The 26,123-nt window shown below is 38.9% G+C and carries 25 protein-coding genes; 5 read left to right on the top strand and 20 right to left on the bottom strand.

Annotation, left to right across the window (positions count from 1 at the left end; genetic code table 11):
- Positions 1-67: 67 nt before the first annotated feature.
- Positions 68-1,705: an adenine deaminase gene (ade, locus tag BM107_RS19480; protein ID WP_090986432.1), complete on the top strand. Its 1,638-nt coding sequence runs from the start codon at positions 68-70 to the stop codon at positions 1,703-1,705.
- Here the strand turns inward: ade and BM107_RS19475 are convergent, their stop codons facing one another.
- The 5 genes from BM107_RS19475 to BM107_RS19455 all read right to left on the bottom strand — a co-directional run bounded on the left by BM107_RS19475 (position 1,706) and on the right by BM107_RS19455 (position 5,702).
- Positions 1,706-2,053 carry a DUF5615 family PIN-like protein gene (locus tag BM107_RS19475; RefSeq protein ID WP_090986430.1) on the bottom strand — a complete coding sequence of 116 codons (348 nt, stop codon included), beginning with the start codon at positions 2,051-2,053 and terminating at the stop codon, positions 1,706-1,708.
- Positions 2,054-2,290, bottom strand: a complete 237-nt coding sequence (locus BM107_RS19470; protein ID WP_090986428.1) for a DUF433 domain-containing protein — start codon at positions 2,288-2,290, stop codon at positions 2,054-2,056. It lies immediately after the preceding gene.
- A gap of 45 nt (positions 2,291-2,335) precedes the next feature.
- Positions 2,336-2,944, bottom strand: a complete 609-nt coding sequence (locus BM107_RS19465) for a SprT-like domain-containing protein (protein ID WP_090986426.1) — start codon at positions 2,942-2,944, stop codon at positions 2,336-2,338.
- A gap of 46 nt (positions 2,945-2,990) precedes the next feature.
- Positions 2,991-3,368 (bottom strand): GxxExxY protein, encoded by a 378-nt coding sequence (locus BM107_RS19460; RefSeq protein ID WP_090986424.1) that lies wholly within the window; start codon positions 3,366-3,368, stop codon positions 2,991-2,993.
- Positions 3,369-3,431: 63 nt separating this feature from the next.
- The gene (locus BM107_RS19455) at positions 3,432-5,702 is read right to left on the bottom strand and encodes a helix-turn-helix domain-containing protein (protein ID WP_090986422.1); all 2,271 of its coding nucleotides are present in this window, start codon (positions 5,700-5,702) and stop codon (positions 3,432-3,434) included.
- Between the two features lie 448 nt (positions 5,703-6,150).
- Between BM107_RS19455 and BM107_RS19445 the strand changes: the two genes are divergently transcribed.
- Positions 6,151-7,734, top strand: coding sequence for a peptide chain release factor 3 (locus BM107_RS19445; RefSeq protein ID WP_090986418.1), 1,584 nt, complete (start codon positions 6,151-6,153; stop codon positions 7,732-7,734).
- A gap of 174 nt (positions 7,735-7,908) precedes the next feature.
- Here BM107_RS19445 and BM107_RS19440 read toward each other — a convergent pair whose 3' ends face one another.
- Together BM107_RS19440 and BM107_RS19435 are read right to left on the bottom strand one after the other, a co-directional pair.
- Positions 7,909-9,426, bottom strand: coding sequence for a glycoside hydrolase family 32 protein (locus BM107_RS19440; protein WP_090986415.1), 1,518 nt, complete (start codon positions 9,424-9,426; stop codon positions 7,909-7,911).
- Between the two features lie 70 nt (positions 9,427-9,496).
- Positions 9,497-10,537, bottom strand: a complete 1,041-nt coding sequence (locus BM107_RS19435; RefSeq protein ID WP_090986413.1) for a helix-turn-helix transcriptional regulator — start codon at positions 10,535-10,537, stop codon at positions 9,497-9,499.
- Positions 10,538-11,559: 1,022 nt separating this feature from the next.
- On the opposite strand from BM107_RS19435, the gene BM107_RS19430 reads away from it, so the two are divergent.
- The 3 genes from BM107_RS19430 to BM107_RS19420 are packed head-to-tail and all read left to right on the top strand — an operon-like array spanning position 11,560 to position 14,992.
- The gene (locus BM107_RS19430; protein ID WP_090986411.1) at positions 11,560-12,657 is read left to right on the top strand and encodes a slipin family protein; all 1,098 of its coding nucleotides are present in this window, start codon (positions 11,560-11,562) and stop codon (positions 12,655-12,657) included.
- 60 nt (positions 12,658-12,717) lie between these two features.
- Positions 12,718-13,557 carry a hypothetical protein gene (locus BM107_RS19425; protein ID WP_090986409.1) on the top strand — a complete coding sequence of 280 codons (840 nt, stop codon included), beginning with the start codon at positions 12,718-12,720 and terminating at the stop codon, positions 13,555-13,557.
- A gap of 10 nt (positions 13,558-13,567) precedes the next feature.
- Positions 13,568-14,992 carry an RtcB family protein gene (locus BM107_RS19420; protein WP_090986407.1) on the top strand — a complete coding sequence of 475 codons (1,425 nt, stop codon included), beginning with the start codon at positions 13,568-13,570 and terminating at the stop codon, positions 14,990-14,992.
- Positions 14,993-15,360: 368 nt separating this feature from the next.
- On the opposite strand, the gene BM107_RS19415 is transcribed toward BM107_RS19420, so the two are convergent.
- The 13 genes from BM107_RS19415 to BM107_RS19355 all read right to left on the bottom strand — a co-directional run bounded on the left by BM107_RS19415 (position 15,361) and on the right by BM107_RS19355 (position 26,105).
- Positions 15,361-16,212 carry a hypothetical protein gene (locus BM107_RS19415; RefSeq protein ID WP_090986405.1) on the bottom strand — a complete coding sequence of 284 codons (852 nt, stop codon included), beginning with the start codon at positions 16,210-16,212 and terminating at the stop codon, positions 15,361-15,363.
- 70 nt (positions 16,213-16,282) lie between these two features.
- Positions 16,283-17,536, bottom strand: a complete 1,254-nt coding sequence (locus BM107_RS19410; protein ID WP_090986403.1) for a pyridoxal phosphate-dependent aminotransferase — start codon at positions 17,534-17,536, stop codon at positions 16,283-16,285.
- A 33-nt stretch (positions 17,537-17,569) separates the two neighbouring features.
- Entirely contained in the window at positions 17,570-17,902 is a 333-nt protein-coding gene (locus tag BM107_RS19405; RefSeq protein ID WP_090986401.1) for a type II toxin-antitoxin system RelE/ParE family toxin, read from the bottom strand.
- Positions 17,902-18,090, bottom strand: a complete 189-nt coding sequence (locus BM107_RS19400) for a hypothetical protein (RefSeq protein ID WP_134204204.1) — start codon at positions 18,088-18,090, stop codon at positions 17,902-17,904. The genes BM107_RS19405 and BM107_RS19400 overlap by 1 nt, the downstream gene beginning before the upstream one ends.
- 19 nt (positions 18,091-18,109) lie before the next feature.
- Positions 18,110-19,441, bottom strand: a complete 1,332-nt coding sequence (gene argH / locus BM107_RS19395) for an argininosuccinate lyase (RefSeq protein ID WP_090986396.1) — start codon at positions 19,439-19,441, stop codon at positions 18,110-18,112.
- Positions 19,442-19,496: 55 nt separating this feature from the next.
- Positions 19,497-19,829, bottom strand: a complete 333-nt coding sequence (locus tag BM107_RS19390) for a DUF5615 family PIN-like protein (RefSeq protein WP_090986394.1) — start codon at positions 19,827-19,829, stop codon at positions 19,497-19,499.
- On the bottom strand, positions 19,829-20,050 hold the full coding sequence (locus BM107_RS19385; protein ID WP_090765191.1) for a DUF433 domain-containing protein: 222 nt from the start codon (positions 20,048-20,050) through the stop codon (positions 19,829-19,831). The genes BM107_RS19390 and BM107_RS19385 overlap by 1 nt, the downstream gene beginning before the upstream one ends.
- Before the next feature lie 173 nt (positions 20,051-20,223).
- Positions 20,224-21,297, bottom strand: a complete 1,074-nt coding sequence (locus tag BM107_RS19380; protein WP_090986391.1) for a M20 family metallo-hydrolase — start codon at positions 21,295-21,297, stop codon at positions 20,224-20,226.
- Between the two features lie 70 nt (positions 21,298-21,367).
- A complete protein-coding gene (gene proC, locus BM107_RS19375; RefSeq protein ID WP_090986389.1) occupies positions 21,368-22,180 on the bottom strand; it encodes a pyrroline-5-carboxylate reductase in 813 nt (270 codons plus the stop codon).
- A gap of 215 nt (positions 22,181-22,395) precedes the next feature.
- On the bottom strand, positions 22,396-23,226 hold the full coding sequence (gene argB / locus BM107_RS19370) for an acetylglutamate kinase (protein ID WP_208864425.1): 831 nt from the start codon (positions 23,224-23,226) through the stop codon (positions 22,396-22,398).
- Positions 23,227-23,426: 200 nt separating this feature from the next.
- Positions 23,427-24,398 carry a Rossmann-fold NAD(P)-binding domain-containing protein gene (locus BM107_RS19365; protein WP_090986385.1) on the bottom strand — a complete coding sequence of 324 codons (972 nt, stop codon included), beginning with the start codon at positions 24,396-24,398 and terminating at the stop codon, positions 23,427-23,429.
- An 83-nt stretch (positions 24,399-24,481) separates the two neighbouring features.
- Positions 24,482-24,844: a four helix bundle protein gene (locus tag BM107_RS19360; RefSeq protein WP_208864421.1), complete on the bottom strand. Its 363-nt coding sequence runs from the start codon at positions 24,842-24,844 to the stop codon at positions 24,482-24,484.
- A gap of 127 nt (positions 24,845-24,971) precedes the next feature.
- Positions 24,972-26,105: an aspartate aminotransferase family protein gene (locus BM107_RS19355; RefSeq protein WP_090986518.1), complete on the bottom strand. Its 1,134-nt coding sequence runs from the start codon at positions 26,103-26,105 to the stop codon at positions 24,972-24,974.
- Positions 26,106-26,123 lie beyond the last annotated feature (18 nt).

The following is a 26,123-nucleotide window of genomic DNA, read 5'->3' as shown; positions in this document are numbered from 1 at the left end:
TTGGTTAACTGTGTGTCCTAAACAATTAACCGGTTTAAACGATTAACCAGTTAAACATTCAAGCAACATGGGCACTTTCAAGGTCAGTGGAAATATAGTTAATATCGTAGCACGTCATATTTTCTTTGGCGAAATAACGGTTGAAGCCGGAAAGATAAAATCGATTACCCAAATTTCGGATGAACGCCCAGGCAGCACATTCATTACGCCGGGCTTTATTGATAGCCATGTACATATCGAAAGCAGCATGCTCATTCCGAGCGAATTTGCCAGGTTAGCGGTGGTGCACGGTACAGTGGCGACCATTAGTGATCCGCACGAAATTGCAAACGTATGCGGGATGGAAGGGGTTGAATTTATGATTGAAAACGGCAACACCGTACCCTTTAAATTCAATTTCGGTGCACCAAGCTGCGTACCGGCTACTACCTTCGAAACTGCAGGCGCTGAGTTAAATCATGATGATGTTGAGGCACTTTTAGAACGCCCGGAGATTAAATACCTCAGCGAAATGATGAATTTTCCGGGCGTGCTGTATAAAGATGAAGAAGTTTTAAAAAAGATTGCTGCTGCCCACGAGCTCGGTAAACCTGTTGACGGACACGCGCCGGGCCTACGTGGAGATACCGTCCAAAAATACATAGATGCCGGTATTTCTACCGACCATGAATGTTTTACTGCCGAAGAAGCACTGGATAAACTACAGCGTGGCATGAAGATCCTGATCCGGGAAGGTAGCGCAGCCAAAAATTTTGAGGCTTTAATCCATTTACTCCAGGATTGGCCCGAAATGATGATGTTCTGTAGTGACGACAAACATCCTGATAGTTTAGTTGAAAGCCACATTAACGAAATTTGTGCCAGGGCAGTGGCCAAAGGAATCGATGTTTTTAAAGTGCTTCGCGCGGCTTGCATTAACCCCATCTTACATTATAAGCTTGAAGTTGGTGCGTTACAGGTAAACGATGATGCTGATTTTATTGTGATTGAAAACCTGATTAATTTTAAGGTAAAACAAACCTATATTAATGGGCTTTTACTAGCAGAAAACGGTAAAATGGTAGGCAACTGGATCAATCATTCAGCTAGTAAAGAATCAATTAACCATTTTGATTGCAGCTTGAAAAACGAAGAAGATTTTATCTTACCCTATCAAAACGAACAGGAGATTCCGGTTATTGAAGCCCTGGATGGTCAGTTGATCACCAATAAACTGCATATAAAACCAAAAGTTGAAAACGGAAACATGGTGAGCGATGTAGAAAATGATATGCTAAAAATGGTGGTGGTTAACCGCTATCACGATGCGCCCATTGCCATTTCCTTTGTTAAGAACTTTGGTCTAAAAAAGGGCGCAATTGCCTCCAGTGTAGCGCATGATAGTCATAATATTATTGCCGTGGGTGTTGATGACAAAAGCATTTGTGCGGCGGTAAATATGGTGATTCAGGAAACTGGTGGAGTTGTCGCTTTAGGAAACGGAAAGGAAGAGGTTCTACCGCTACCTGTTGCTGGCTTAATGAGTAACCACAATGGTTACGAGGTTGCTGCACGTTATACTGCTATCGATCAGTTTGCAAAAGACCTGGGGTCAACCCTGCTTGCTCCTTTTATGACACTTTCTTTTATGGCACTTTTGGTTATTCCGCATTTGAAACTGAGTGATAAAGGTTTATTTGATGGTGATGAGTTTAGGTTGATGTAACTACATAACACCTTCTATCCTATCAGCAAAAACATTAACTAACTTATAATTTTTGTTCAAAGAGATAACCTCGGGCCATAAAATATTAATTGCATCGTGAAATTGAGACATTTTCATATTACCTAATCTAATATGAATCACTTTAGGTGGCGGAGTATGTAAAAGTATTCTGGAAGAAAAATCGCTGTCTTTCGTTATAATGGTCAAATTTTTAGCCTTAGCATATTGCCAAATCATCGTATCAGACCATTCATCACCTAAATCGGCCTGATGAATGTATTGAGCATTGTTCCAAAGTGAGAAAAAACGAGGAAGGTTAACGTCTACTAAAAATCTACATTCCTCCATTTAAGCCACCGCCCGTTTAATAATGAAACTATGATTCATTAATTCTGTCGCATAGCGCATACAGGCGGTAATATCTTCAGGTTCAAGTGAAGGATACTGATTTAAAATTTCCTCGGCTGTTTCACCTGCAGATAAAAATTCCATTACAGTCTGTACCGTAATTCTCTTTCCCCTTATAATTGGCTTTCCATTACAAATATCACTATCAATATAAATACGATCGAAAATCTGTTCCATAATGTAAAGTTAACCAATTAGTTTATCTTTTGATAATTTGGAAAGTTAATCCAACAAAAACACTTCAGCAAGCGGATTAAACAGGTAAATCCGCTTATCATCTAAACAAATACAGCGATATCGCTTTCTAATCTGTTCGCCTTTGGTAAAGCGACGGCCATCTTTGATTTTAAAGTTGGTATTAATTGGCAGTTGCTCTACATGTAAAGTTTCGCTTTTATTGCTGTCGTATTTTTTTAAGGCCCGCGATAAATGTAAATCAGAACAGCTTGAGGCCGCAGGATTCGACATATAATTGTCTATCGCCTGATGGATATCCTGCGGAAAAATATTCATATCAAAGAAAGGAACCATCATCCGCTGAAAGTTTTTCTTCCATTCGGTTCCGTGTGGCTTTACTTTATTCTTAAAATCATTCCAGGTTAGCAAATGGGCGAATTCGTGCACTGTGGTCACTAGAAACGCATAATGGTTGAGGTTAAAATTAACTGAAATACGATGGCCTTTGCCACGGAATGGATGGCGATAATCGCCTAATTTGGTAGAACGTGTTTTAGCGATTTTGAATTCGCATTGAAAATAATCAATCCACCTGGCAATTAGCGGGGCGGCCTCTGCAGGCATGTATTGCGCTAAAACTTTAACTTTCTCCATTTAACCGCAAAGTTCGCAAAGTTTTTCGCAAAGAAATAAAGAAAAGTTATAAGCCATTAACAATTCTCTTTAATCCATCTTTTAAGCGGGAAACATTGAAATTCATTAATAAGCCTAACTTATAATTTCCCAATTTCATATAGGTCAAAGTTTGGGCAAGATGAACATCATTTAGCATCTCGACACTTTTCAACTCTAATACTAACTTATTTTCTACCAGTATATCTATTCTATAACCACACTCTAATCTAACATCCTCAAAAACCAAAGGCATTTTCTTTTCCTTTTCAACGAATAAACCAGTTTTAGCAATTTTATAAAACAAGCATTCTTTATAAGCACTTTCCAATAATCCTGGTCCCAAAGCGTTATGTACATCTATTGCCAATCCGATTACAATTCTTGATAATTCATTCTCATTCATAATCTTCAAATTAACTTTGCAAACTTCGCGTTTCTTTTCTTCGCGTTCTTTGCGGTCAATAGATTATTCTTCTGTTGGGAACAGCGACGCCAGTACCATTTTTATCTCGCCGAAAGAGTAATCTTTGCCTAAAAACTCCCTGATGGTAGCCATCGATTTTGTTTTCTGGCTTTCAACGGCATCTGTAATATTGCGGATTTTATTGGCCTTAACCAACTTCGTTACATCCAGTTGCTGTGTAGAAACATAATATGCCAAATGGCCTTCAATAGTACCAACCGATAAGCCCCGCTCCTTTGCAATTTCATCTAACGTTTTGCCCGCATTGTATAATTCAAAACTAATCAGCTTGGTATCGGGCTTCGGCTCTTTCTTTTTTTTCTCTGTAGCAGTTCTTACTTTTAGCGCCATGCCTTTAAGCGTAATCGCCTTTTTTAATTGCGCCTCTCTTTCTACCGCATTTAAAAGTGCATCGGTATCGGCCTTACTAAACTCTTTTCCATCAATAATGGCTTCCAGCAATGCTTTGCTTTTATGAATTTTCTTCAGCTGTTCATAAATCACAATTTCCAGTTCAAGCAGTTCAGTCAGGTAAGTTTTAATCTGTTTTTCTTCTTTTATGGCTTCAATTTGGGCTAGGAATTTATCTGACACCTCCTTAATCAGCGGACTGAAATATTTTACCGCGGCCTGTACCCGCTTGGACACATTGAACAATGTATGCTCGGTTTGTTGGGCAAACAAGTTTTTAAGCTGGTTTACAAAAGTATCAGCCGTTGCAGTGATTTTCTGGAAATCTTTATACAGATCCATCGTCCAATCATCATAGCGCTGTTTGGTCGATTTAGCCTCACTCTTATCAAAAGTTTGCATGTGTTCCTTAAAATAATAGCGTGCCATATTCAGATCGAAAGCTGATAACAGATAAGTCCTGATAAAATCATAGCTCTCAGCACTGATCTGCTGGTCGAGTACTTCTGTAGGCTGTTTGGTTTTAGAAAAATAATGGATGTTCTGGTCTTGCTGCAAACCGCTTTCGCGCAGGTGCGACGTTAACACCAACCCCTTAAGCGAGCGAAGGCGTGAAAGCGCCACATAAGCCTGCCCCGGGGCAAAAGCGTCACCAATATCAATAATGGCTTTATCAAAGGTTAAACCCTGACTTTTATGCACCGTAATGGCCCAGGCCAGTTTAATTGGATATTGCACAAAGGAACCTGCTACATTTTCTTCAATTTCATTCGTGGCCTCGTTCAGTTTATATTTTACGTTTTCCCAGGTATAAGGCGAAATCTGGATTACCGTTTTATCTTCTTGCAATTCAATTTCTACCAGATCTTTTTCAATGTGGTGCACCACTCCTATTTTCCCATTGTAATAGCGTTTTTCGGCGGTCATATCGTTTTTGATAAACATAATCTGCGCACCAACTTTCAGTTCCAGGCTCCTATCATTAGGATAAGCATGTTCATTAAATTCGCCTGTTATCCTGGCTTCAAAAAAATACGATTTCGTTTTCAGTTGAGTTAACCTTTCGCGGTTAATGCCATCAGCCTTATGATTATGCGTCGTTAAGGTGATGTAATTGTCATCTGCTGCCGGCTTAAAATCACGGATAAAATGCTGTTGCAATAATGCCGTGTCCTGCGGGGTAATCTGGTTATTCCGCAAGTTATTCAACAGGTCAATAAAAACAGCATCATCCTGGCGGTAAATTTTATCCAGCTCGATATATACCGGTGGATTATCTTGCAATGCCAGCGCATCAAAAAAATAAATACTCTTATAAAATCCGGCCATTACCCGCCATTCGTCATGTTTAACCACAGGCGGCAACTGGTGTAAATCACCAATAAATAAAAGCTGTACGCCCCCAAACGGTACATTTTTACTCCTCCTGATGTAGCGCAGGGCAAAATCAATGGCATCAAGCATATCCGCCCTCAGCATACTTACCTCATCAATTACCAACAGTTCCAGTTCCTGAATCAGGCGCCTTTTATTGCCCTGCATATTTAAATGCTTGGCCAGGGTACGTGGTGTATTAAAGTTGAAGCTAATCTGCTGATTGATAATATTTCCGGCTGCATCAGGGAAAAAAGCACCAAAAGGCAGCTGAAAAAGAGAATGGATCGTAACCCCGGCAGCATTAATCGCCGCTATACCTGTTGGCGCACAAATAATCGCTTTTTTATGCGTAAGCTGAATCAGTTTCCGCAAAAAGGTCGTTTTACCTGTTCCCGCTTTTCCGGTTAAAAAAACGTGTTTAGAGGTATAATTCACAAATTTAGCCGCGATCTCAGCGGGCATAGAAGTTTCTTCTAATGTAGGCATCTGCAATAAAATTTTAGTTTGCTAAACAGGGAGGATAAATAAAGCTAAACATTTTAGCACAAAACTAAAGAATCATTGGTGAGAAATTTTAATTTTAAGTTGATATTTTTGGTCTAAACCTTTAATTAAGCAATAATTTCTGAATTGGCGAACCCAAAAGCCTTGATAGAACTGCCCCAGAAGCAATATAAACCTGGACAGGAACGGCAGCCTCCGATTTCTACAAGCGGAGCTATAGTGTATGGCAGGGCTGTAATAACAAAAGAACCACTGCCACTGCTTTTCAATCTTAAAAATTGCAATCAGTTTTCAATTAAACAATTAACCACTTAAAACAGTTAACCAAATTCCCTATCTTTGCAGCCTGATGAAACAACAATATTCAAATCTTATCGCTGTTAAATTCCTTTAATAAGGTTTCATCATCTCTTATACCCAAAATTTTATTATGCTTAACCCTGAAATAGAAAAACGTAAAACCTTTGCCATTATTAGTCACCCCGATGCCGGTAAAACCACACTGACAGAAAAATTTCTGCTTTTTGGTGGTGCCATCAACACCGCTGGTGCAGTAAAAAGAAATAAGGCCAACCAGAGCAATACCTCCGATTTTATGGAAATTGAAAAGCAAAGGGGTATCTCGGTTGCAACTTCGGTAATGGGTTTCGAATACAGCGGTAAGCGTATTAATATTCTGGACACTCCGGGTCACAAAGATTTCGCCGAAGATACCTACCGTACTTTATCTGCTGTGGATAGCGTGATTTTAGTAGTTGATTGTGTTAAGGGTGTGGAGGAACAGACAGAAAAGCTCATGTCGGTTTGCCGCATGCGGAATACGCCTGTAATTATCTTCATCAATAAAATGGACCGTGAAGGTAAAGAAGCTTATGATTTACTGGATGAAATTGAAGAGAAACTAAACATCAGCCTTTGCCCGCTTTCCTGGCCTATTGGACAGGGACATACCTTTAAAGGGGTTTACAGCATTTATAACAAGCATTTAAATTTATTTAACTCGGATAAAACCAAGGTAACCGATTCGGTTATTGCCGTTAATGACCTGAACGATACCTCGCTCCTGGATTACCTCAAAGAAAATGAAATCAACACGCTGAAAGATGATGTTGAATTGGTTGATGGTATTTACGGCAAAATTGATAAAGATTTATATACCGATGGTTTAGTTGCGCCTGTATTTTTTGGCAGTGCAATTAATAATTTCGGGATTAAAGAGCTTTTAGATACCTTTATTGATATCGCTCCTAGTCCTCGTCACCGTGAAGCTGAAGAACGTGATGTACTGGTAGAAGAAAAAAACTTTAGTGGTTTTGTATTTAAAATACACGCAAACTTAGACCCTAAACACCGCGATCGGATTGCATTTTTGAGGATCTGCTCCGGTAAATTTGAACGCAATAAATTCTATTACCATACCCGTCAGGATAAAAAACTAAAATTCTCTAACCCGATGGATTTTATGGCCAACGAGAAAAGCATTGTAGAAGAAGCCTGGCCAGGTGATGTAGTGGGTTTGTATGATAGCGGAAACTTTAAAATTGGCGATACTTTAACTGAAGGTGAAAAACTACAGTTTAAAGGAATTCCAAGTTTCTCTCCTTCTATTTTTAAAGAGGTAGAGAATATGGATCCGATGCGCACCAAACAGCTGGAAAAAGGAATTGAACAATTAACTGACGAAGGGGTAGCACAATTATTTGTGATGCAGCCCGGAAACCGGAAAGTAATTGGCGCAGTAGGTGAACTTCAGTTTGAGGTAATCAACTTCCGTTTAGAGCATGAATATGGAGCTAAATGCCGTTTCCGTACGTTAAGTTATACCCGTTCGAGCTGGGTAACTTCTACCGATAGAAAGAAATTGGATGAGTTTGTAAAACGCAAGCAACAGCACATCGGCTTTGATAAAGAAGCCAATCCTGTTTATCTGGCAGATAGTGAATATATGATTAATTTAACCAAACAGGATTATCCGGATATCGAATTTCATAAAACAAGTGAATTTAAATCTTAAAGTCGGAAGTCTATAAAGGCAAAAAACCTTTTCTAAGTTTTTAGAAAAGGTTTTTATGTATAATATACTTCCGTCATTGCGAGAAGGCTTTTCAGCCGACGAAGCAATCGTTATGGGAACAATCGTTAGCTTGAAAGATTGCTTCGTCGTTCCTCCTTATAATGACGATTTCAACTATTTCTTACTCAAATCCCATATTTTTAAACTACTCAGCGCACTTTTTCCATCTTTTGAAAATGCTGTAATTCCAGTAGCCTTTTCATCCGGGAAAATCATGGTAGAAATAACCTTTTCACCACCATTTCCAAAAACTTCGAGTGATGATTTATCAATCAGGATCTGAATTTTCACTTTACCATTAATAGGATTTATTTTAGCCGTTTGAATGATATTTTTATCGTTTTTAATACCTTTTTCTGAACGCGAACAATCTACATAAAGCTCATTTTTGTCGGCCCGATAACCTACTTCAATTTCTTTAATCACTTTCCCTTGTCCATTTTTTAACTGGGCCAGCTTAAAACCTGAATTTTTAGCATTACTCAAATCAAATTCTGCTTCAATCCAGTTTGCATTAATAATTTCACCCAGTTTCAATTCGCCGCTAACAACCAGATTTTGTTTGGAAATAACCCGGTTTTGAGCCAGTTTTCTAAGATTGTTTGCAATAACCGAACTCGGCTGCTGAAACAATCTTACGCCATCGGGCATAGTTTTTAAAGTTAAATCCCTCGGAATAGACATCTGCCCTTTCCATGGAAAGGTTTCCTTACCTCCCGGTTGCAACCAACCCAATAAGATGCGTTTATCATTTGGTGCATTGTTCCAGGGAATAGCTGCATAAAATGAATCGCCATCATCCACCAGTAGCGTTAACTGACCGTCATTATCATTTTTAAAGATTTTGCCATCAAAATCGCCCACAAAATATTGCATGGTAGGTCCTTTTGGACCAAACAACGAGATCATGAGTACCCACTTTGTATTGTTCTTATTTCCATCTACCGCCAGCGGAACAATAAAAGGACATTCCCATCCGCTGCCCTGATTACCTTGTTTACCAAAATCGCTCAGTATGGCCCAGTCTTTCAGGTTTTTTGAGCCATAAAACCTAACCTGGTGCTCATCAACCATCGCAACCGTCATGATCCATTGCTTAGAAGCGTCGTGCCACCATACATTCGGATCGCGAAAATCTTTTTTATTTAAATCGATAATTGGATTTTTTGTATAATCGGTAAACGTTAAACCGTCATCGTTGCTATAGGCCATATACTGCGATTCGTTATGCTGTTTAGGTAAATCAGCCGTATAAAAGGCCAGAATAGGTGCTTTATCCTTGCCTAAACCACTCACATTTTGTTTATCCAGAACCGCCGAACCAGAAAAAATCATGGTGGTGGTGTCTTTGGTTATTTTTTCTGGAATTGCAACGGGCAGGTGTTCCCAATTAACCAGGTCTTTGCTTTTTGCATGCCCCCAACTCATATGCCCCCATTTATTTTCGAAGGGATTATACTGGTAATACAAATGGTATTCGCCATTGAGATAAATTAATCCATTAGGATCATTAAGCCAATTAGTTGGTGCGGTAAAATGATAATTGGGTCGCCATTGAGGAGTAGCTTGCTGTGCGGATATGCTCAAAGAACAAGCCATCAAGATAGATAAGATATATTTGGTTCTGCTCATATTTGGTTATTAAGCCCTTAAAATACAGATAAAAACCCAATCACTAAAACGTTTAACTAAATTACAATCCTCAAGTCTTCGATTCTTTTTTTTCTTCTGCTATTTCATATTGTTTGTAGGTCTGTTCTAAACGACGCTTAATTTTAGCAATCAGCAGCCTTGGTGAACGCACTTTAACACATTCGCCAAAACCCAGTATTTCGCGCTCCAGTTCATAATTCAGCACTACATCAATCCTGAAAACGGTAGTTTTATCAGTTTTGTTCAATACCACCTGCGAGGTATGCAAAGGTTTGGTAACGACATAGGGTGCATGATCGTTCGTAAATTCCAGAATCACTTTTTGTGGCCGGTCTCTCTCACTTTTGGTTACCCCGATTAAATCGTCATAATAACGGTCAAAATCCACTCCTTCATAAGCAATAAACGGTTCGTTTGGTAATTCCTGAAATTCAACTATCCTGTCGAGTGCTAAATTTAATATTCCGGGCCGCTTTTTTGCCTTACAGATCAAAAACCAGCGGTTACGGTATTCTTTTAACAGGTAGGGGAAATAAATGCCTTGCTGTGCCTGTTGTGCCTTAAACGATTTATATTCAATCAGCAATGACCGTTTATTTAGAACCGCCTGATAAAGCGGCGGAATACATTCCAGGCCCTTCACCAGCTTATTACTTTCCAGCTGAATGTTGTTTCCGCTCTGTTTGGTCGATTTATAAAGGTTATTCTCCAAACGGGCAATCATATCGCTCATCTCGTCGAAGTAATTGAAAGCATTAAACTGCTTCAGCACCCCGACAATTTCTTTCATTTTATCAACATCAGCATGGTTGATCGGTGTTTTTGTAATACTAAAACCGGGGTCTTCATAAGCATAAAACCGCCTGTCTTTTACCACAATAGGTGCGTTATAACCCAGTTTATCACTCCTCATCAACTGAATATCTGCCTGGATGGTGCGTTTGCTCACGCCGCTGGTTATGCCTTCCAGTTCGTACAGCGTTTCGGCGACCTTTTCAATCAGATCATCTAGGGTCCATTTGCGAAAGCGGTTTCTCAGACAGTCATCGATAGTTTTGTAACGAATAAGGGCTAATTTATTGATGGCCATTTTGAGGTAATTAGCGTGGTTAAAAAATCTGGTGTTTATGCTTCGGTTAAAGATAACTAAGTTACCGATAACTGCGCAATACAATTGCGCAATTGGATGCTTAAAATATGAAAACTATCAAAAATAAATTTTAAAATACTGACAAACAATATTTTGATTAAAATTCATTAAAATTTTATTTACTGCGTAATTCCTCCGCGCAGGGATGGTGGCATCTTTGTCATGTCGCCGGTCGATAATGAAGTTCTTTGAAAAAAATCAATAATAATAACTGATTTACAAGAAATTAAACTGCTTTAGAATACGCGCTCTCACGGCGCTGCTCGTTTTCTGAGTAGCGCTTTATTACGAAGCCCCCTGTTCCGGATCTGCGGAACAGGGTTAAGGGCAGCAATTAAATAGTTTAAGTAAATCATTACCTATAAAGAAATTCCGGTAATAACCGGAATGGCAATACTACATAACACTGATCGCAGTTGAGGGTTTCTGTATATCCCCAAAGTATTCGTGCGATAGCATGGAATGTACTGGTCAGGATTGTGCTGGTTTTTGTCTTAACACGTTGTGTGTCGTGGGTTCGAATCCCACTTCCGGAGCAATCCGGAATAACTCAGGGGTTAGAGTAACAACCAAATATGCAGGTTCGAATCCTGCTTCCAAGGTGTTGGAATAGCTAATTGGTAAGCGTTTAGGGCTCAAAATCCAAAACAAAAAAAGAAGGGTAACTTTTCAAATTACTCAAAAAACTACCTTGTAAAACCACATTCTGCTTAATGGCTCTTTTATGTTCCTGAAAGGCAAATTTGCTTTTGCTTTGAAAATAAAACGATAAACGAACTGATTTAAAAGTCAGGTTATTTAAACGTTAGAATCAATCCCCGGATTTCAGCTAACTGAAAAAATAATTTCACTCTTAAACACATCAGGATTCAATTTATTTCCGCAAAAACCAGATGAATGTGCTTTTACAAGGCTTTGTAAGCAAAACAATTAAATAATTATAAATCTTAACATCAAAAAACATGAAAAGAGTAACCATTAACACCAATGATGTTGGATTGGTGTTTAAAAGAGGAAAATTAAAAAACGTATTAACTGCAGGAACCTACTGGTTAGGTTTTGGAGAAGATATCACTTTGTTCGATATGGGAAAAGAGTATTTTTTCACCCTTGCAGAACTAGAAGTACTGTTAACAAACACTGATTTTACTAACCTGGTGCATGTAGTAGATGTAGCCGATAATGAGTTGGTATTGGTTTACAGAAATGGAAATTTCAAAAGTGCGTTAACTGCGGGCAAACATGCCATCTGGAAAGGTTTGTCTGCCTATCACTTTGTTATAGTTGATATTAGTAACATCAACATTGATGAGACGGTTGATAAAAATTTGTTAGAGAAAGCACCTTTATTAAATTATATCAGGGCTTTCAAAGTGGAGTCTTTCGAAAAAGCCTTGTTATTTATTGATGGCAAATTTGAAAGGGTAATGGAAGCAGGAAATTATGTTTACTGGAAAAATGCCACTACGATTCAAGTTTTAAAAACCGATATGAGGCAATTGAATATGGAGATTATCGGACAAGAGATCTTAACTAAGGATAAAGCACAATTGAGGGTAAACTTCAGCATTCAATATCAAGTTGATGACATTATCAAAGCCTTATTGGAAAACAAAGATTTTGATAAGCAATTGTATATTACGATGCAATTGGCCTTACGGGAATCAGTTAGCTTAATGACCTTTGATGAGTTGATGGAAGGCAAAGAGAGAATTGCCGCACAAGTAATGGATTTAACTTTAGCTAAAGCAACCGATTTGGGTGTAAAATTAATTAACTGCGGTGTTAAAGATATTATTTTGCCAGGCGATGTGAAGGAGATTATGAACCAGGTATTAATTGCTGAGAAAAGAGCGCAAGCCAATATCATTACCAGGAGAGAAGAAACGGCTTCGACCAGAAGTTTGCTAAATACAGCTAAATTAATGGAAGAAAATTCGATGCTGTATAAGTTGAAGGAGATGGAATATGTGGAGAAAATCGCAGAAAAGATCAATAACATCAGCTTATCGGGTAGCGGCCAAATTGTGGATCAATTGAAGCAAATCTTCGTGAAATAAATTAAATTTAGAAACCCCTCGGTTAGGTGAATGTTACCTGCCGGGGATTAAAAGAAAACAATGGAAGAATATAAAGTTAAGAGCGATAATAGAATATTAAATGCATTTGAAATATATAAAAACACTGTTTTTACAACAGATACTGATTTGAGTTTTTGGAAATCATTTTTACAGACTTCAATAAATAATTATAAAGCGAACAATCCAACTCAAGTTGGATTATACGAAGCTGGATTCTATGTGTATGAATATAGTTCTAAGCATGAAGATGGACATTTGAAAGGACACAAAATAAGTCGCTTAATTAAAACAGATAATCTTGAAATTGACAAGAATGATTTTATTTCTTGGATATCTAACCTTGCAACTTTGAAAATATACAATGCTTTAGAAAATTTTATCCTACAAGCAATCCATATTAGATATTTCATGGAAAATAAGCATGCGGTAGGAAGTAAAAAAGCCACTGATAAATTAAATATTGATATAAAAACTTACTTATTAAATCATAATTTGAAAGTAGACACAAAGAACAATAGACATATTATTCAATTTTTAAGAAGCAAATCATCTAATGTTACTTCATTTCTAGAGCGTAAAATGAATATCGATTTAGCCACCAAATGGGGAGATTTTTTCGAATTGATTTCAATTTTAAGAAATGTAATTGCCCATCAGGGAACTATCGTCAGTTCTGATACTCAAAATGAAATAAAATCTAGAGCAAAAGATATATTTCAAAGACACTTCTCATTGAACAAAGATGAGTTTGGTCTTAAGCGACTTCAACCGAATAATGAACAATATGCAAGTTTCATCAATTATTTTAATTCATTTTCATTACATGTGGTGCAATGTATTTTTGATGAAGATGATTTAAAATTTCTAGGAATGAACTAAAATTATAAAAATGAAAAACAACATAACAGGAAGCAACCTGATCGAAATAGGTTATTCCGAAGGGAAAATACTAGGCCTGGCCTTGGAGATTTTGAAGGCAAATTTCACAGATACAGAAGAAAAAGAATTACTGGCTTTATTTAAAAAAGTTAAAGATTACCCGGAAAGTTTTTTGGATGATCCGGTTTTAAAACCATTGGCTACAGCGATGATTGAGGAGGCCAATATACCAAAAGACGAAACCATTGAACTGGTAAACCATGCCAGACCCTACGCGGTATTTGGTTCTGATTATATTGAAGAAGGTGCCAGAAACCAAATGGATATTGCCATGAAATTACCGGTATCGGTAGCAGGTGCTTTAATGCCCGACGCACATCAAGGTTATGGTTTGCCTATAGGTGGTGTACTGGCTACAAAAAATGCCATTATTCCTTATGGTGTAGGTGTTGATATTGGCTGCCGAATGGCCCTGAGCATTTTTGATATTCCGGAAAAACATTATTTCGGTAAAGATGCCATGTACAAACGGGAACTGATTGCTTTTACTAAATTCGGAGCAGGCAGAGAGTTTAGGGGTTTGGAAAGAGCCGAACACGAAGTATTGGATCACGAAGCTTTCAACTCAACCACTTTTCTGAAAAATTTACATGGGAAAGCCTGGGCACAATTGGGTACATCGGGCGGGGGTAACCATTTTGTAGAATGGGGAATTATTGATTTTGCCGACCGCGACGAAGTTTTAAATATTGATAAAGGTCGTTATGTAGCTTTGTTAACCCACTCTGGTTCACGTGGTTTGGGCGCTACCATCGCCGGTCATTATACCAAACTGGCTAAAGAGATTTGCAAACTCCCTAAAGAGGCCGCAAACCTGGCTTATTTAGACCTGAATACCGCCGAAGGGCAAGAGTACTGGATTGCCATGAACTTAGCTGGTGATTATGCTTCGGCCTGTCATGAGGTGATTCATAAAAGATTAACCAAAGCCATTGGTGCTAAAGTTTTAGCCAAGGTAGAAAACCACCATAATTTTGCCTGGAAGGAGTTGATCAATGGCGAGGAAGTAATTGTTCACCGTAAAGGCGCTACGCCTGCTGGTAAAGGTGTAATGGGGATTATACCGGGAAGTATGACCGCTCCAGGATTTCTGGTTAGAGGTAAAGGTGAAACCAGCGCAATCAATTCGGCATCACATGGTGCCGGCAGACAAATGAGCAGGACGAAAGCGATCCAATCGATCACCAAATCGGACATGAAAGCCATTTTGAAAGACCACAACGTGACCTTAATTGGAGCAGGACTTGACGAAGCCCCAATGGCTTATAAAGACATCCATAAAGTAATGGCGGCCCAAACCGAACTGGTTGATGTAGTGGCCAAATTCGAGCCTAAAATGGTAAGAATGGCGGATGATGGAAGCAGGGAGGATTAGTTTTGAGTTGGGAGTTCTTAGTCTAAAATCTAATTTAACCTCGCTGGTTCAAACCTGCGAGGTTTTTTAGGTCTTTTCCAACAAAAGAAATCTGATTTTAAATTTGAAATGGGATTTTCTAATAAACCAGAGCTTGATTAACACATACATGCTATGATTAATCGTGGTACTATTCAGAACCTAAACGTCATGCTGAATTTATTTCAGCATCCTTTATCCGCGGCATAGACCCTGAAATAAATTACCTTCGGTGAGTTCACTAAGGCTCGGTTCAGGGTGACGACAGCTTCTTGAATATATCTTCTGATTTTTTTTAAGTTCACTCTATTAATTGAGTGTGCATGATCAAAAAGTTCAGATTTTTTTAATTAAATGTTAGCGTTCTCGAGAGGATAAAATTTCAGTATGCTTTTTAGTTTTTTATCTTTCGCCTTTCCTGTAGGGTTTGATACATTTATCACGCTGATGTACTTGGTTGGATCGCCGGTGGATTCAAAAATCAGTACTTCGGAATAATCAGTTGCATTTATTAATGAAGGCTGATCCTGTAAAACCGTAAAATTTCGCTGATTTAATGCTTCTACAATTGTTTCTTTATTTTCTACCAGTGGAATGCGATGGGTAATTTTTCGCCTTTTCATCCAGTTGTCATTAATTTCAGAGTAGGGATGAATGACCTGACCATTTAAAACGCCAAATATTGCACCCCCAAGAATAACGATAAATTCACCCGCCCAAATCACCCACAATAATAAGCCGCTAATGATACCTATGCTTTCAATGCGGAATGTACCTATTTCATTCATATTAACAATTTCCTGGACCAAAATATGGGGATGCGTAAAAAGGAAAAAGAAGTCTTGAGCTAAAAACTTCAAATCATTGCCATTCAGGTTAAAAGTAAAACCTTTCCTACTATAGGCTAAAGTATCAAACAACACCCATTGAATATAAAAGGCAAATAACCCGCAAAAGATAGCAATAATGGTAACGATTTTTTTATTTCTGAGTTTTCCGATCTTAACCCCAAGATCAATAAAAAACCCTAAACCCAGACCTAAAAGAAAAGCAATAATGGCAATGAACCAAATATTGGGAATAAGCCTTCCGAGGATAATGTAGAAAACCGGAAGAATGAGTGATGCCAATATACCAATGGCAAGTGTAGTAAGAATAGCTGAGGTAGAAGCGTAACCCTGAGGCGTGTATTTTGGTTCCATATAAGCGCGAAATGAGATTTTTATCTGAACACTCCATCATTCAATTTGTTTGATGGAGTGTTCAGATTCTCTATTTCAATTTGCTTAATGCCAGTTTTATTCTAGGCAGCATGTCTTTTATATCCTGTAAAGTACAAGCCCCTACTGATGCCCGGAACCATGGCATACTATGCTCATTTCCAAATGCAGAGAACGGCACCAGAGCAGCTCCGGCTTCTTTAATTAAATAAAAGTTAACATCTGCACTATCTTTTAAAAGCTGACCATCTTCGGTTGTTTTACCAATATAATCTATTTTAATGGTCAGATAAATGGCGCCCATAGGTTCTACTGCGTCTACATTAAAACCTTCAGCCTTTAAATCATTAAAACCATTGTAGAGTGCATTTAAACTATCCTGGATCTGTGCTTTAAAACTGGTTAAAAAAGCATCAACCTGGGGCTTATCGTTAAAATAGTTAGACATTGCAACCTGCTCTGCTTTGGGCGCCCAGGCGCCCATGTGACCGACCAATGCTTTCATGCGGTTTACAATATCTTCCGGACCAAAGCCCCAACCTACGCGTACACCTGTGGCAGCAAGGCATTTAGAACTACCATCTACAAAAATGGTAAACGGTTTCATTTCCGGGCGTAGCGAAACCGGATTTACATGTTCTTTATCAAAAGTTAAAAGAGAATAAATCTGATCGTACATCAGGTAAAGCGGCTTTTCGTCTGCTCCCCTTGTTGCATTTTCCCCTAAAACAGCATCACAAATCTCAGCCAGGGCATTAGCATCAAACATGGTACCCGTTGGGTTTAAAGGCGAACAAAGGGCCAATAATGTTGCCCCTTTTAAATGCGGTTTTAACTGTGCCGCAGTTGGCATAAAGTTATGCGCTGCGTCGGTTTCAACTGCAATGGCATTTGCCGACGTTAAATGGCAGTAGTGGTTATTGTTCCATGATGGTGCAGGAAACACTACAGTATCACCCGGATCAATCAATGCCAGAAAAGTAGCATAAATTAAAGGCCGCGAACCGCCTGAAACTAAAATGCTATTGGCATTATACGCTAATCCAAATCTGTCTTTTAATAATTCAGAAACGGTTTCTCGTAATTGCAAAACACCATCTGCAGGTGGATAATTGGTTTGGTTGGCATTATAAGCTTCCACAATTCCCGCTTTTAACTCAGCTGGGATTGGATAAATATTTGAATCAAAATCGCCAATGGTCAGGTTAGCGATAGATGCACCTTTGCGCTTCATTTCGTTAACTTCGTTACCAATTTTTATAATTTCTGATCCAATTAATGAATTGGCTATTACTGAAACTTTCATGTAGTTGTATTTTGAATTGCGGTTGATCGCAATTTATAATGCTTTTATTAATTTTTGGAGTTCCTTTTTATCAATACTACTTTCTTCCGATTTATCATAAAGGGTTAACATATTGATAACTGTACCCGTAGATATATTGGCGACTAAATAAGTTATTACTCTAAATCCACCGCTTTTACCTTTTCCTTTGCTTTTTATAGCCAGTCTGATTTTATACAGGCCTGCACCTAGATCATTCCCCAGTTGCGGATTCTCCAGAAGTTTCTCTTCAAGTTCATAAAGATCTTCAACTAAAGAAAGATATTTCTTTTTATAGATTTTGGCTTTTTTTATAAAAACAGCCGAATAGATAATTGCATTAGCCATTAAATATCTTTTAAACTCAAAGGCTTCCGTTGCCCCTGCTGCATTTCCTTAATCTCTTTTAAGGCCTGCGAAATCTCAGTAGTTATCTGACTTGCTGGTTCAGACTTAACTTTTGCTCCGATTTTACTAAGGAACTCTTTTACGAAACCTGCATCTTTATCCTTAATTTCTATTGTTAAAGTTGTCATAATTACAAAATTAGCAAAATTATTTAACCAAATCTTCAATCGCTTTATTCACTTTTTCAAAACCAAACTGAGACAGAACATCCTGCATTGCTGCCGAAATCTGCTCATTGCAAAGGTTACCGATGCTTCCTTCGTGTGTATGATGTATCTGGCTAGATGGGGCAAATGTACCACTTTCAATTTGCTCGCCAACTATTTTATAAGCTTCTCTAAATGGCACGCCTTTTAACGCAAGGTCATTAACCACTTCAACACTAAACAGGTAATCGTATTTTTTATCTTTTAAAATATCATCCTTTATGGTAATGTTCTGAAACATAAAGGTGGCGATTTCCAGACACTCATTAAGCGAAGTAATGGCAGGGAAAAGATTTTCTTTTAATAGTTGTAAATCGCGGTGATAGCCTGATGGCAGATTGGTAATCATCATCGCAATTTCATTTGGCAAAGCCTGAATTTTATTACAGCGCGAACGGATCAGCTCGAAAACATCAGGATTCTTTTTGTGTGGCATAATGCTCGAACCTGTTGTCAATTCAGGCGGAAAACTAATAAAGCCGAAATTCTGGTTAATGAAGAGGCAAACATCCATAGCCATTTTTGCCAGCGTTGCGGCAACAGCGCTCATGGCCTGCGCCAGGATTCTTTCGGTTTTACCACGCCCCATTTGTGCATAAACCACATTATAGTTTAGGCTTTCAAAACCCAACAGTTGGGTAGTTAATGTTCTGTTTAATGGGAATGATGAGCCGTAACCTGCTGCAGAGCCTAATGGATTTTTATTGGTGATTTTCCAGGCAGCCAGCATCAGTTCCATATCATCGGCAAGGCTTTCGGCATAAGCACCAAACCATAAGCCAAATGAGGAAGGCATAGCAATCTGTAAATGCGTATAACCTGGCAATAATTTATCTTTATGCGTATTGCTCAGCCTGATTAACTGATTAAACAACTTAGCCGTCTGGTTAACCATATCTTCAATACAGGCACGGAAAAACAGCTTTAAATCGACCAAAACCTGATCATTACGTGAACGGCCACTATGGATTTTTTTACCTGCTTCGCCTATGCGTTGTGTGAGCAACCATTCTACCTGCGAGTGTACATCTTCCACCGTATCTTCAATCGTAAAGTTACCCGCTTCAATCTCAGCGTAAATATTTTTCAATTCCTGCTGAACGGTTTTTAACTCTTCTGCGGTAAGCAAATTTATCGTTTCCAACATTTCAGTATGCGCCAGTGAACCCAGTACATCAAATTTTGCCATTTGCAGATCAAGCTCACGGTCTTTACCTACAGTGAAACGTTCTACAAACTGATTTACATCAATATTTTTTTGCCAAATTTTCATTTTAATTTATTTAACCGCAAAGAGCGCTAAGGCTTTTCGCAAAGCATGCTGAGTTTTATTGAATTTCTAAACAAGAAAATTCTGCTTGTTTTATAAATTCTATTATTAATTCTTTTTTTGTTAGAAGTATATGTGATATCGATAGCGTTGTGTTGTTGCCCGTTCTGAGCCAAATTATTTTCGGAGGGTGTCCATACAAATTAGAAAACTCATAGAAATCGGCATCAAAAGTAACAATCGTAAAGCCATTTTGGCCAGCAAATGTCCAGATCTCTTTATCCGATTTATTCTTCAGATTTAATTTCCTAATCTGTTCACTCTGCGGGAAAGCTAACTGACTAAGCTTAATAATTCGGAAAGAAATATTCTGATCAAATAGTAATTTCACTAGGCAACGCGTATTTTATGTTCCCGATCGGCAGCATAGGCCAAACAGGCTAAAACCTGCGCTTCGGTCAATTCATCAAAATCTTCCAAAATCTGTTCGAGGGTCATTCCGTTCGCAAACCAGTTTAAAACATCATAAACAGCAATTCTAGTCCCGATTATACATGGCCTACCAAACCGTTTATCTGCATTAATTTCGATAAAATTAGCATAGGTGTTCATATCCCAAATATAAACATTATTTAAAGCTTTTTCATTTAACCGCAAAGGGTTCTAAGTTGTTCGCAAAGCACAAAGCAACAGCCATTTTACCACAGCGTATACCGAGTTTTCCACAGAGAACATAAGGCATTCGATATTTAAGTTAAGTATAAAGCCTTACACCTTAAAACCCTCTACCCTAAACCTTGAACAACTGGTTTTAACATATTTATATATCCCTCTACCCCTTCTGCAACTTCTCTAACAAACAAAAATTCATCGGCCATGTGTGAGCGACCCGAAAAACCGGGGCCACATTTTACCGATGGAATATCCAGTAAAGCCTGATCGGAAGTAGTAGGTGAGCCATAAGTGGTTCTGCCCAATGCTACCCCAGCCTGCACAACAGGATGGTTTTTATCAATAGATGAAGGCTTTAAACGGATAGACCGTGGAGTGACATCACAATCTACATTTGCGCGGATAATTTCTAACACTTCTTCATTGGTATACGCATCGGTTACGCGTACGTCAACTGTAAAAGTACAATTGGCCGGCACCACATTATGCTGTGAACCCGCGTTAATAATCGTCACAGTCATTTTCAGCGGGCCAAAAACTTCCGACACTTTAGGAAACTGATAATTCCTGAACCATTCGATATCTTTTAATGCCTTATAAATGGCATTCTCCCCTTCTTCCCGCGCTGCATGTCCGGCCTTTCCGTGCGATACACAATCCAACACAAGCAAACCGCGCTCAGCGATAGCTAAATTCATTTCTGTTGGTTCGCCTACAATACCAAATTCAAGCTCACCTAAATCAGGCAGTACCAGTTCCAGGCCATTATTGCCTGAGATTTCTTCCTCGGCTGTGGCGGCCAAACAGATGTTATATTTTAAATTTTCCTGCTCGTAGTAATACAAAAATGTTCCGATTAACGAAACCAAACAACCGCCAGCGTCATTACTTCCCAGGCCAAAAAGCTTATCCCCCTCTATTGCGGCGTCATATGGATCACGGGTATAACCCGAATTTGGTTTAACCGTATCGTGGTGTGAGTTTAACAATAAAGTCGGCTTATTGGCATCAAAATGCTTGTTGTAGGCCCAAACATTATTCATCTTCCGCTGGGTCTTAACCCCTCTCTCTTCTAAAAACTGGGCTATTAAATTAGCAGTCCGGTCTTCTTCTTTACTAAAAGACTGGATGCGAATCAATTGTCGCAATAATTCCAGGCTTTCCTTTTGTATATTTTCTAAAAACATAGTATCAAGTATATAGTATCAAGTATCAAGCAATACTTTTACTTCGCTTTAAGTTTTGGTCTTTCAGCTTTTAGCTCTCTTTATTATATAAATTCCCAGCTTTTAAAGCCGAAAGTTTAATGCCTTTTATCAACGATGAACTAAAACCATTATGTTCCATCTCATTTAAGCCGGCAATGGTACAACCTTTCGGCGAAGTTACTTTATCTATTTCTGATTCCGGGTGTGTTCCATGTAATAAAAGCAAATCGGCTGCACCTTTGGCGGTCTGAACAGCCATTTTTAAAGCTTCATCTGCATGAAAACCAATTTCAACACCACCTTGCGATGCAGCCCTTATGGCCCTTAAGAAAAAAGCAATACCGCAAGCACAAAGTGCTGTTGCAGAAGTCATTAAATCTTCGTTAATCTTCACAACAGCCCCAACAGTTTCGAACATTTTGGTTACTTCAGTCATATTTTCTGCTGATGCATTATCGCTCGCCATGCAAGTCATAGATTGACCGATCGCGATTGCTGTATTTGGCATTACGCGCACCACTTCAACACCCTCTCCTAATTTTTCCCTCACAGCCGCACAGCTCACACCTGAAATTACCGAAATAACTAAATGCTTCGCCTGAACAATTGAAGTTTGAATTTCGTCTAAAACCGTGTTTAACTGTTGGGGCAGAACGGCAAGGATTACCACCTCTGCATCAACCACAGCTTGTTTATTATTGTTACTAACTTTAAAGCCGGCTTCGGCAAAAGACTTTAAATGGTCGGTATTTCTACGGGTAAGTGTAATGTCGGCAGCCTGGGCAAAGCTGGCTTTAACCAAACCTTTCGCTAAGGATAAACCGATGTTCCCGCTACCAATGATGGCTATTTTTTTATTCATGGTTGATTATGGTTTGTTTCAGATTGTTAATACAGCTTTTTCATTTTTTGTAAAGCAATTTCAGTAAGGCTATTTAACGGCATTTCCTGCTATTCGCTTTACTTCGTTGCACTCCGTGTTCGCTACTATCAGGTTTATAGGGCAATCACAGCATATTATCGGTTAATTTCCATGCAATACCTCAACGCCCCGCCTTCAACTTACTAGTTTCCGCCTTATTTCAGCATTTTGGTACCGAAAGTACCTGTAGCCAATTCAGCAAGTTCATCAGCTTTTCCAATATAGACGGCAGAAACACCCTTTTTAATGGCTTCAAAAGCATTGTGCAGTTTTGGAATCATCCCACCGGCTACCGTTCCATCAGCCTTTAGCCCCTCAAACTCGTCTGCCTTAATTTCCCGTACCACAGTGGCATCATCATTCACATCCTTTAATACTCCTTTTTTCTCAAAGCAGTATACCAATTGTGTTTCGTATAAGGCTGACATCGCCACCGCTACAGACGAAGCAATAGTATCGGCATTGGTATTTAAAAGTTGCGTATCGCCATCATGTGTAATCGCACATAAAACCGGCACCAAACCGGCATTCAGCAAACTATCTAAAGTTTTTGCAGACACAGAATTTTCATCCAGATCACCAACAAAACCGTAATCAATTACCGCTCCAGCCATCGGCCCACTTTCAGCGCCATAAGTTTTGGTACTCACCGGGCGCTTTTTTGCTTTGATCACATTGCCATCAGCACCGCTTAACCCGATGGCATTGCTACCCTTGGCCTGCAATTGGGCAACCATATTTTTATTGATTAGTCCGGCATAAACCATCGTTACAATGCGGAGGGTTTCGATATCGGTAATTCTTCTGCCTTCAACCATTTTGGCTTCAATGCCTAGCGATTCTCCTAGTTCAGTTGCAATTTTCCCCCCGCCATGCACTAAAATTTTATCTCCCGGCAATGCCGTAAAATCCAGTAGAAACCGATGCAGGTTTTCTGAATTGTCGATTACGTTTCCACCTATTTTTATGATTGTAAGTTGCTTCATCATGTACGTTCGCCGTGGTTCATGTATACACGAACTACCCTAATTTTTATTTTAATGATTTCGGTTCGTGAGCACACGAATCGAGGCTTTAATATATTTTAGTAGTTTAACTACAGATTTGAACAGATAAACTGATTATAAATATAAAAGTATCTGTGTTCATCCTTTTTATCTGTGGTTAATCCAGTTCAAAATTATGATTATAATTCTTCCAGCACGGCTTTAATCACAGCTTGTGCTGCCCATAGGCGGTTTCCCGCCTCATGAATTACCAATGAGTTTGGACCATCCAAAATTTCTGACGATAATTCCAGATCACGACGCACAGGTAAGCAATGCATCACCTTTGCATCGTTGGTGATTTTTAACTTTTCGTTATTCATCATCCAGCCGTCCGGATAAGTTAAAACCTTTCCGTATTCTTTGTAGCTGCTCCAGTTTTTCACATACACATAATCGGCACCAACCAGGGCTTCTTCTAAATTGTATTCAATCTTTGCACCTGGTGTGAAATCTTCGGCAAGTTCATAACCTTCTGGCTGCGCAATCGTAAAATCGATCATTCCTTCTGCCTGCGCTTTACACATCCACTCGGCAAAAGAATTAGGAACGGCTTGGGGCAAAGCCTTTACATGAGGTGCCCATGCTAAAACTACCTTGGGTTTTCGGCCGTCAGGTTTCTTTGTCCAGGTTTCATGAATGGTAATGATATCAGCAAAACTCTGCAAAGGGTGGCGTGTTGCACTCTCCAGGCTCACTACCGGCACAGCACAGTATTTTACAAACTTGTTAAAAAAATCTTCACTATAATCTTCCTCGCGGTTATTCAGTTTCGGAAAAGAACGCAAGCCCAAAATATCACAATATTGTCCCATAACCGCAGCAGCCTCACGAATATGTTCTACTGTAGAACCATTCATCACCACACCATCCTGTGTCTCCAATGCCCAGCCCTCTTTATCCAGGTTCATCACCATCACATTCATCCCTAAATTTAAGGCTGCTTTTTGCGTGCTTAAACGCGTACGTAAGCTGGGGTTCATAAAAACCAAACCCAGGGTTTTGTTCTTACCTAAATGCTGATGTCCATAAGGGTTGGCTTTTAATGCCAATGCATCATTTACAAATTGTTTGATGCTCGGAACATCATGTACGGAAGTGAAAAGTTTCATTTTTTAAAGCTTAAAGTTTAAAGCTTAAAGACTAAAGCTCCTGCCAAGTTTTAAACAGGATACAAAATCTAAACCTTAAACAGTTATCGTCTTAAACGTTTCAGCAAGCCTATAAGCATTGCCTTAACTTCATTTATTTTATTATTTATCTCCAGATACTTCTCTTCGTTCAAGTACCTCAAATCAGCAGCAAGTAAACAAGCATATTCAACTTCATGACAAGATCCTAATGCCATATCTAAAAACCGTGCAAAATCTTGATCCGAATTTCGACCAGCGCCCTCAACGATATTGAGTGGCACTGAGTAAGCAGCCCGTTTAACCTGACTATGTAAATCATTTCTTTCAGATACGGGAAACATGGGTAATATATCTGAATAAACAAATAATACCATTACATGTGCCTTTTTCCAAACATCTAGTTTTCGGTAGTCTCTCATTTTCATTTTAGTTTAAAAGTTAAACTAGAAAGGCCCGGGCCCTTCTATTCGAAAATAGGGATGATACTAATCTAGCTTTTATTTGTTTAAATTAAACTCACAAATACAAAAGTCATGCTTTCAGCTTTAATCTTTAAGCTTTCAGCACAAGATTAAACGCAGCTAAAAACTCATCAGCATGTGCTTTGGTTAAGTTTAACGCCGGCAGTAAACGGATTACATTGGGTTTGGCCTCGCCGGTAAAAATGAAGTGCTTAAACAAAAGCTCTTTTTTAACATGCGCCAGTTCTTCCGGTAATTCAATACCAATCATTAAACCACGGCCACGAACTTCCTTTACCTGCTCAAATTTCTTTAATTCAGCAATTAAATAGGTTCCAACTTCTTCGGCATTTTTCATCAGGTTGTCTTTTTCCATAACCTCCAGCACAGCCAATGCCGCAGCACAAGCTAAATGGTTGCCTCCAAAAGTTGTACCCAACTCTCCGTGCCAAGGTTTAAATTTAGGTGCAATAGCAATTCCGGCTACCGGAAAACCGTTGCCCATACCTTTTGCCATGGTATATACATCGGCCTCTACGCCTGCCCAATCGTGCGAATAAAACAAACCTGTTCTGCCATAACCACATTGCACTGAATCAGCAATATAAACAGCATTATACTCATCGCATAGTGAACGGATTTTTTGAAGAAAACTTTTTGATGCTTCTTTAATTCCGCCAACACCCTGTATACCTTCGATAATTACCGCAGAAATCTCATTGCCCTGCGCTTTAAAAGTTTCTTCTAAAGCCACCTCATTATTATGCGGCAGGAAGATCACGTTTTCGGTCTGATTAACCGGCGCTACAATTTTTGGGTTATCGGTTACCGCAACGGCTAAAGAGGTACGTCCGTGGAAAGCACCGGTAAAAGCAATTACCTTTTTTCTGCCGTTGTAAAACGAAGCGAGTTTAAGTGCATTTTCGTTGGCTTCTGCTCCAGAATTACATAAAAACAATTGGAAATCTTTTTTCCCCGATACTTCGCCCAGCTGTTCAGCTAGTTGTACCTGCAAAGGAATTTTAACCGAGTTGGAATAAAAGCCAACCTTATTTAACTGATCGGTTAAACGGCTTACATAATGGGGGTTGGTATGCCCAATAGAAATTACAGCATGTCCGCCATATAAATCTAAATATTGTTGTCCGTTAGCATCCCAAACATTGCTGCCGGCTGCTTTGGTAATTTCTATATCATTAAGTGGGTAAACGTCGAATAGTTGCATCTTTTGAGGTATAAGGTT

The sequence above is a fragment of the Pedobacter suwonensis genome, assembly GCF_900111825.1.
In the GTDB taxonomy this organism is placed as follows: Bacteria; Bacteroidota; Bacteroidia; order Sphingobacteriales; family Sphingobacteriaceae; genus Pedobacter; species Pedobacter suwonensis.
Note: the sequence above shows the minus strand (reverse complement) of the source record. Positions and strands in the feature narration are given on the sequence as shown.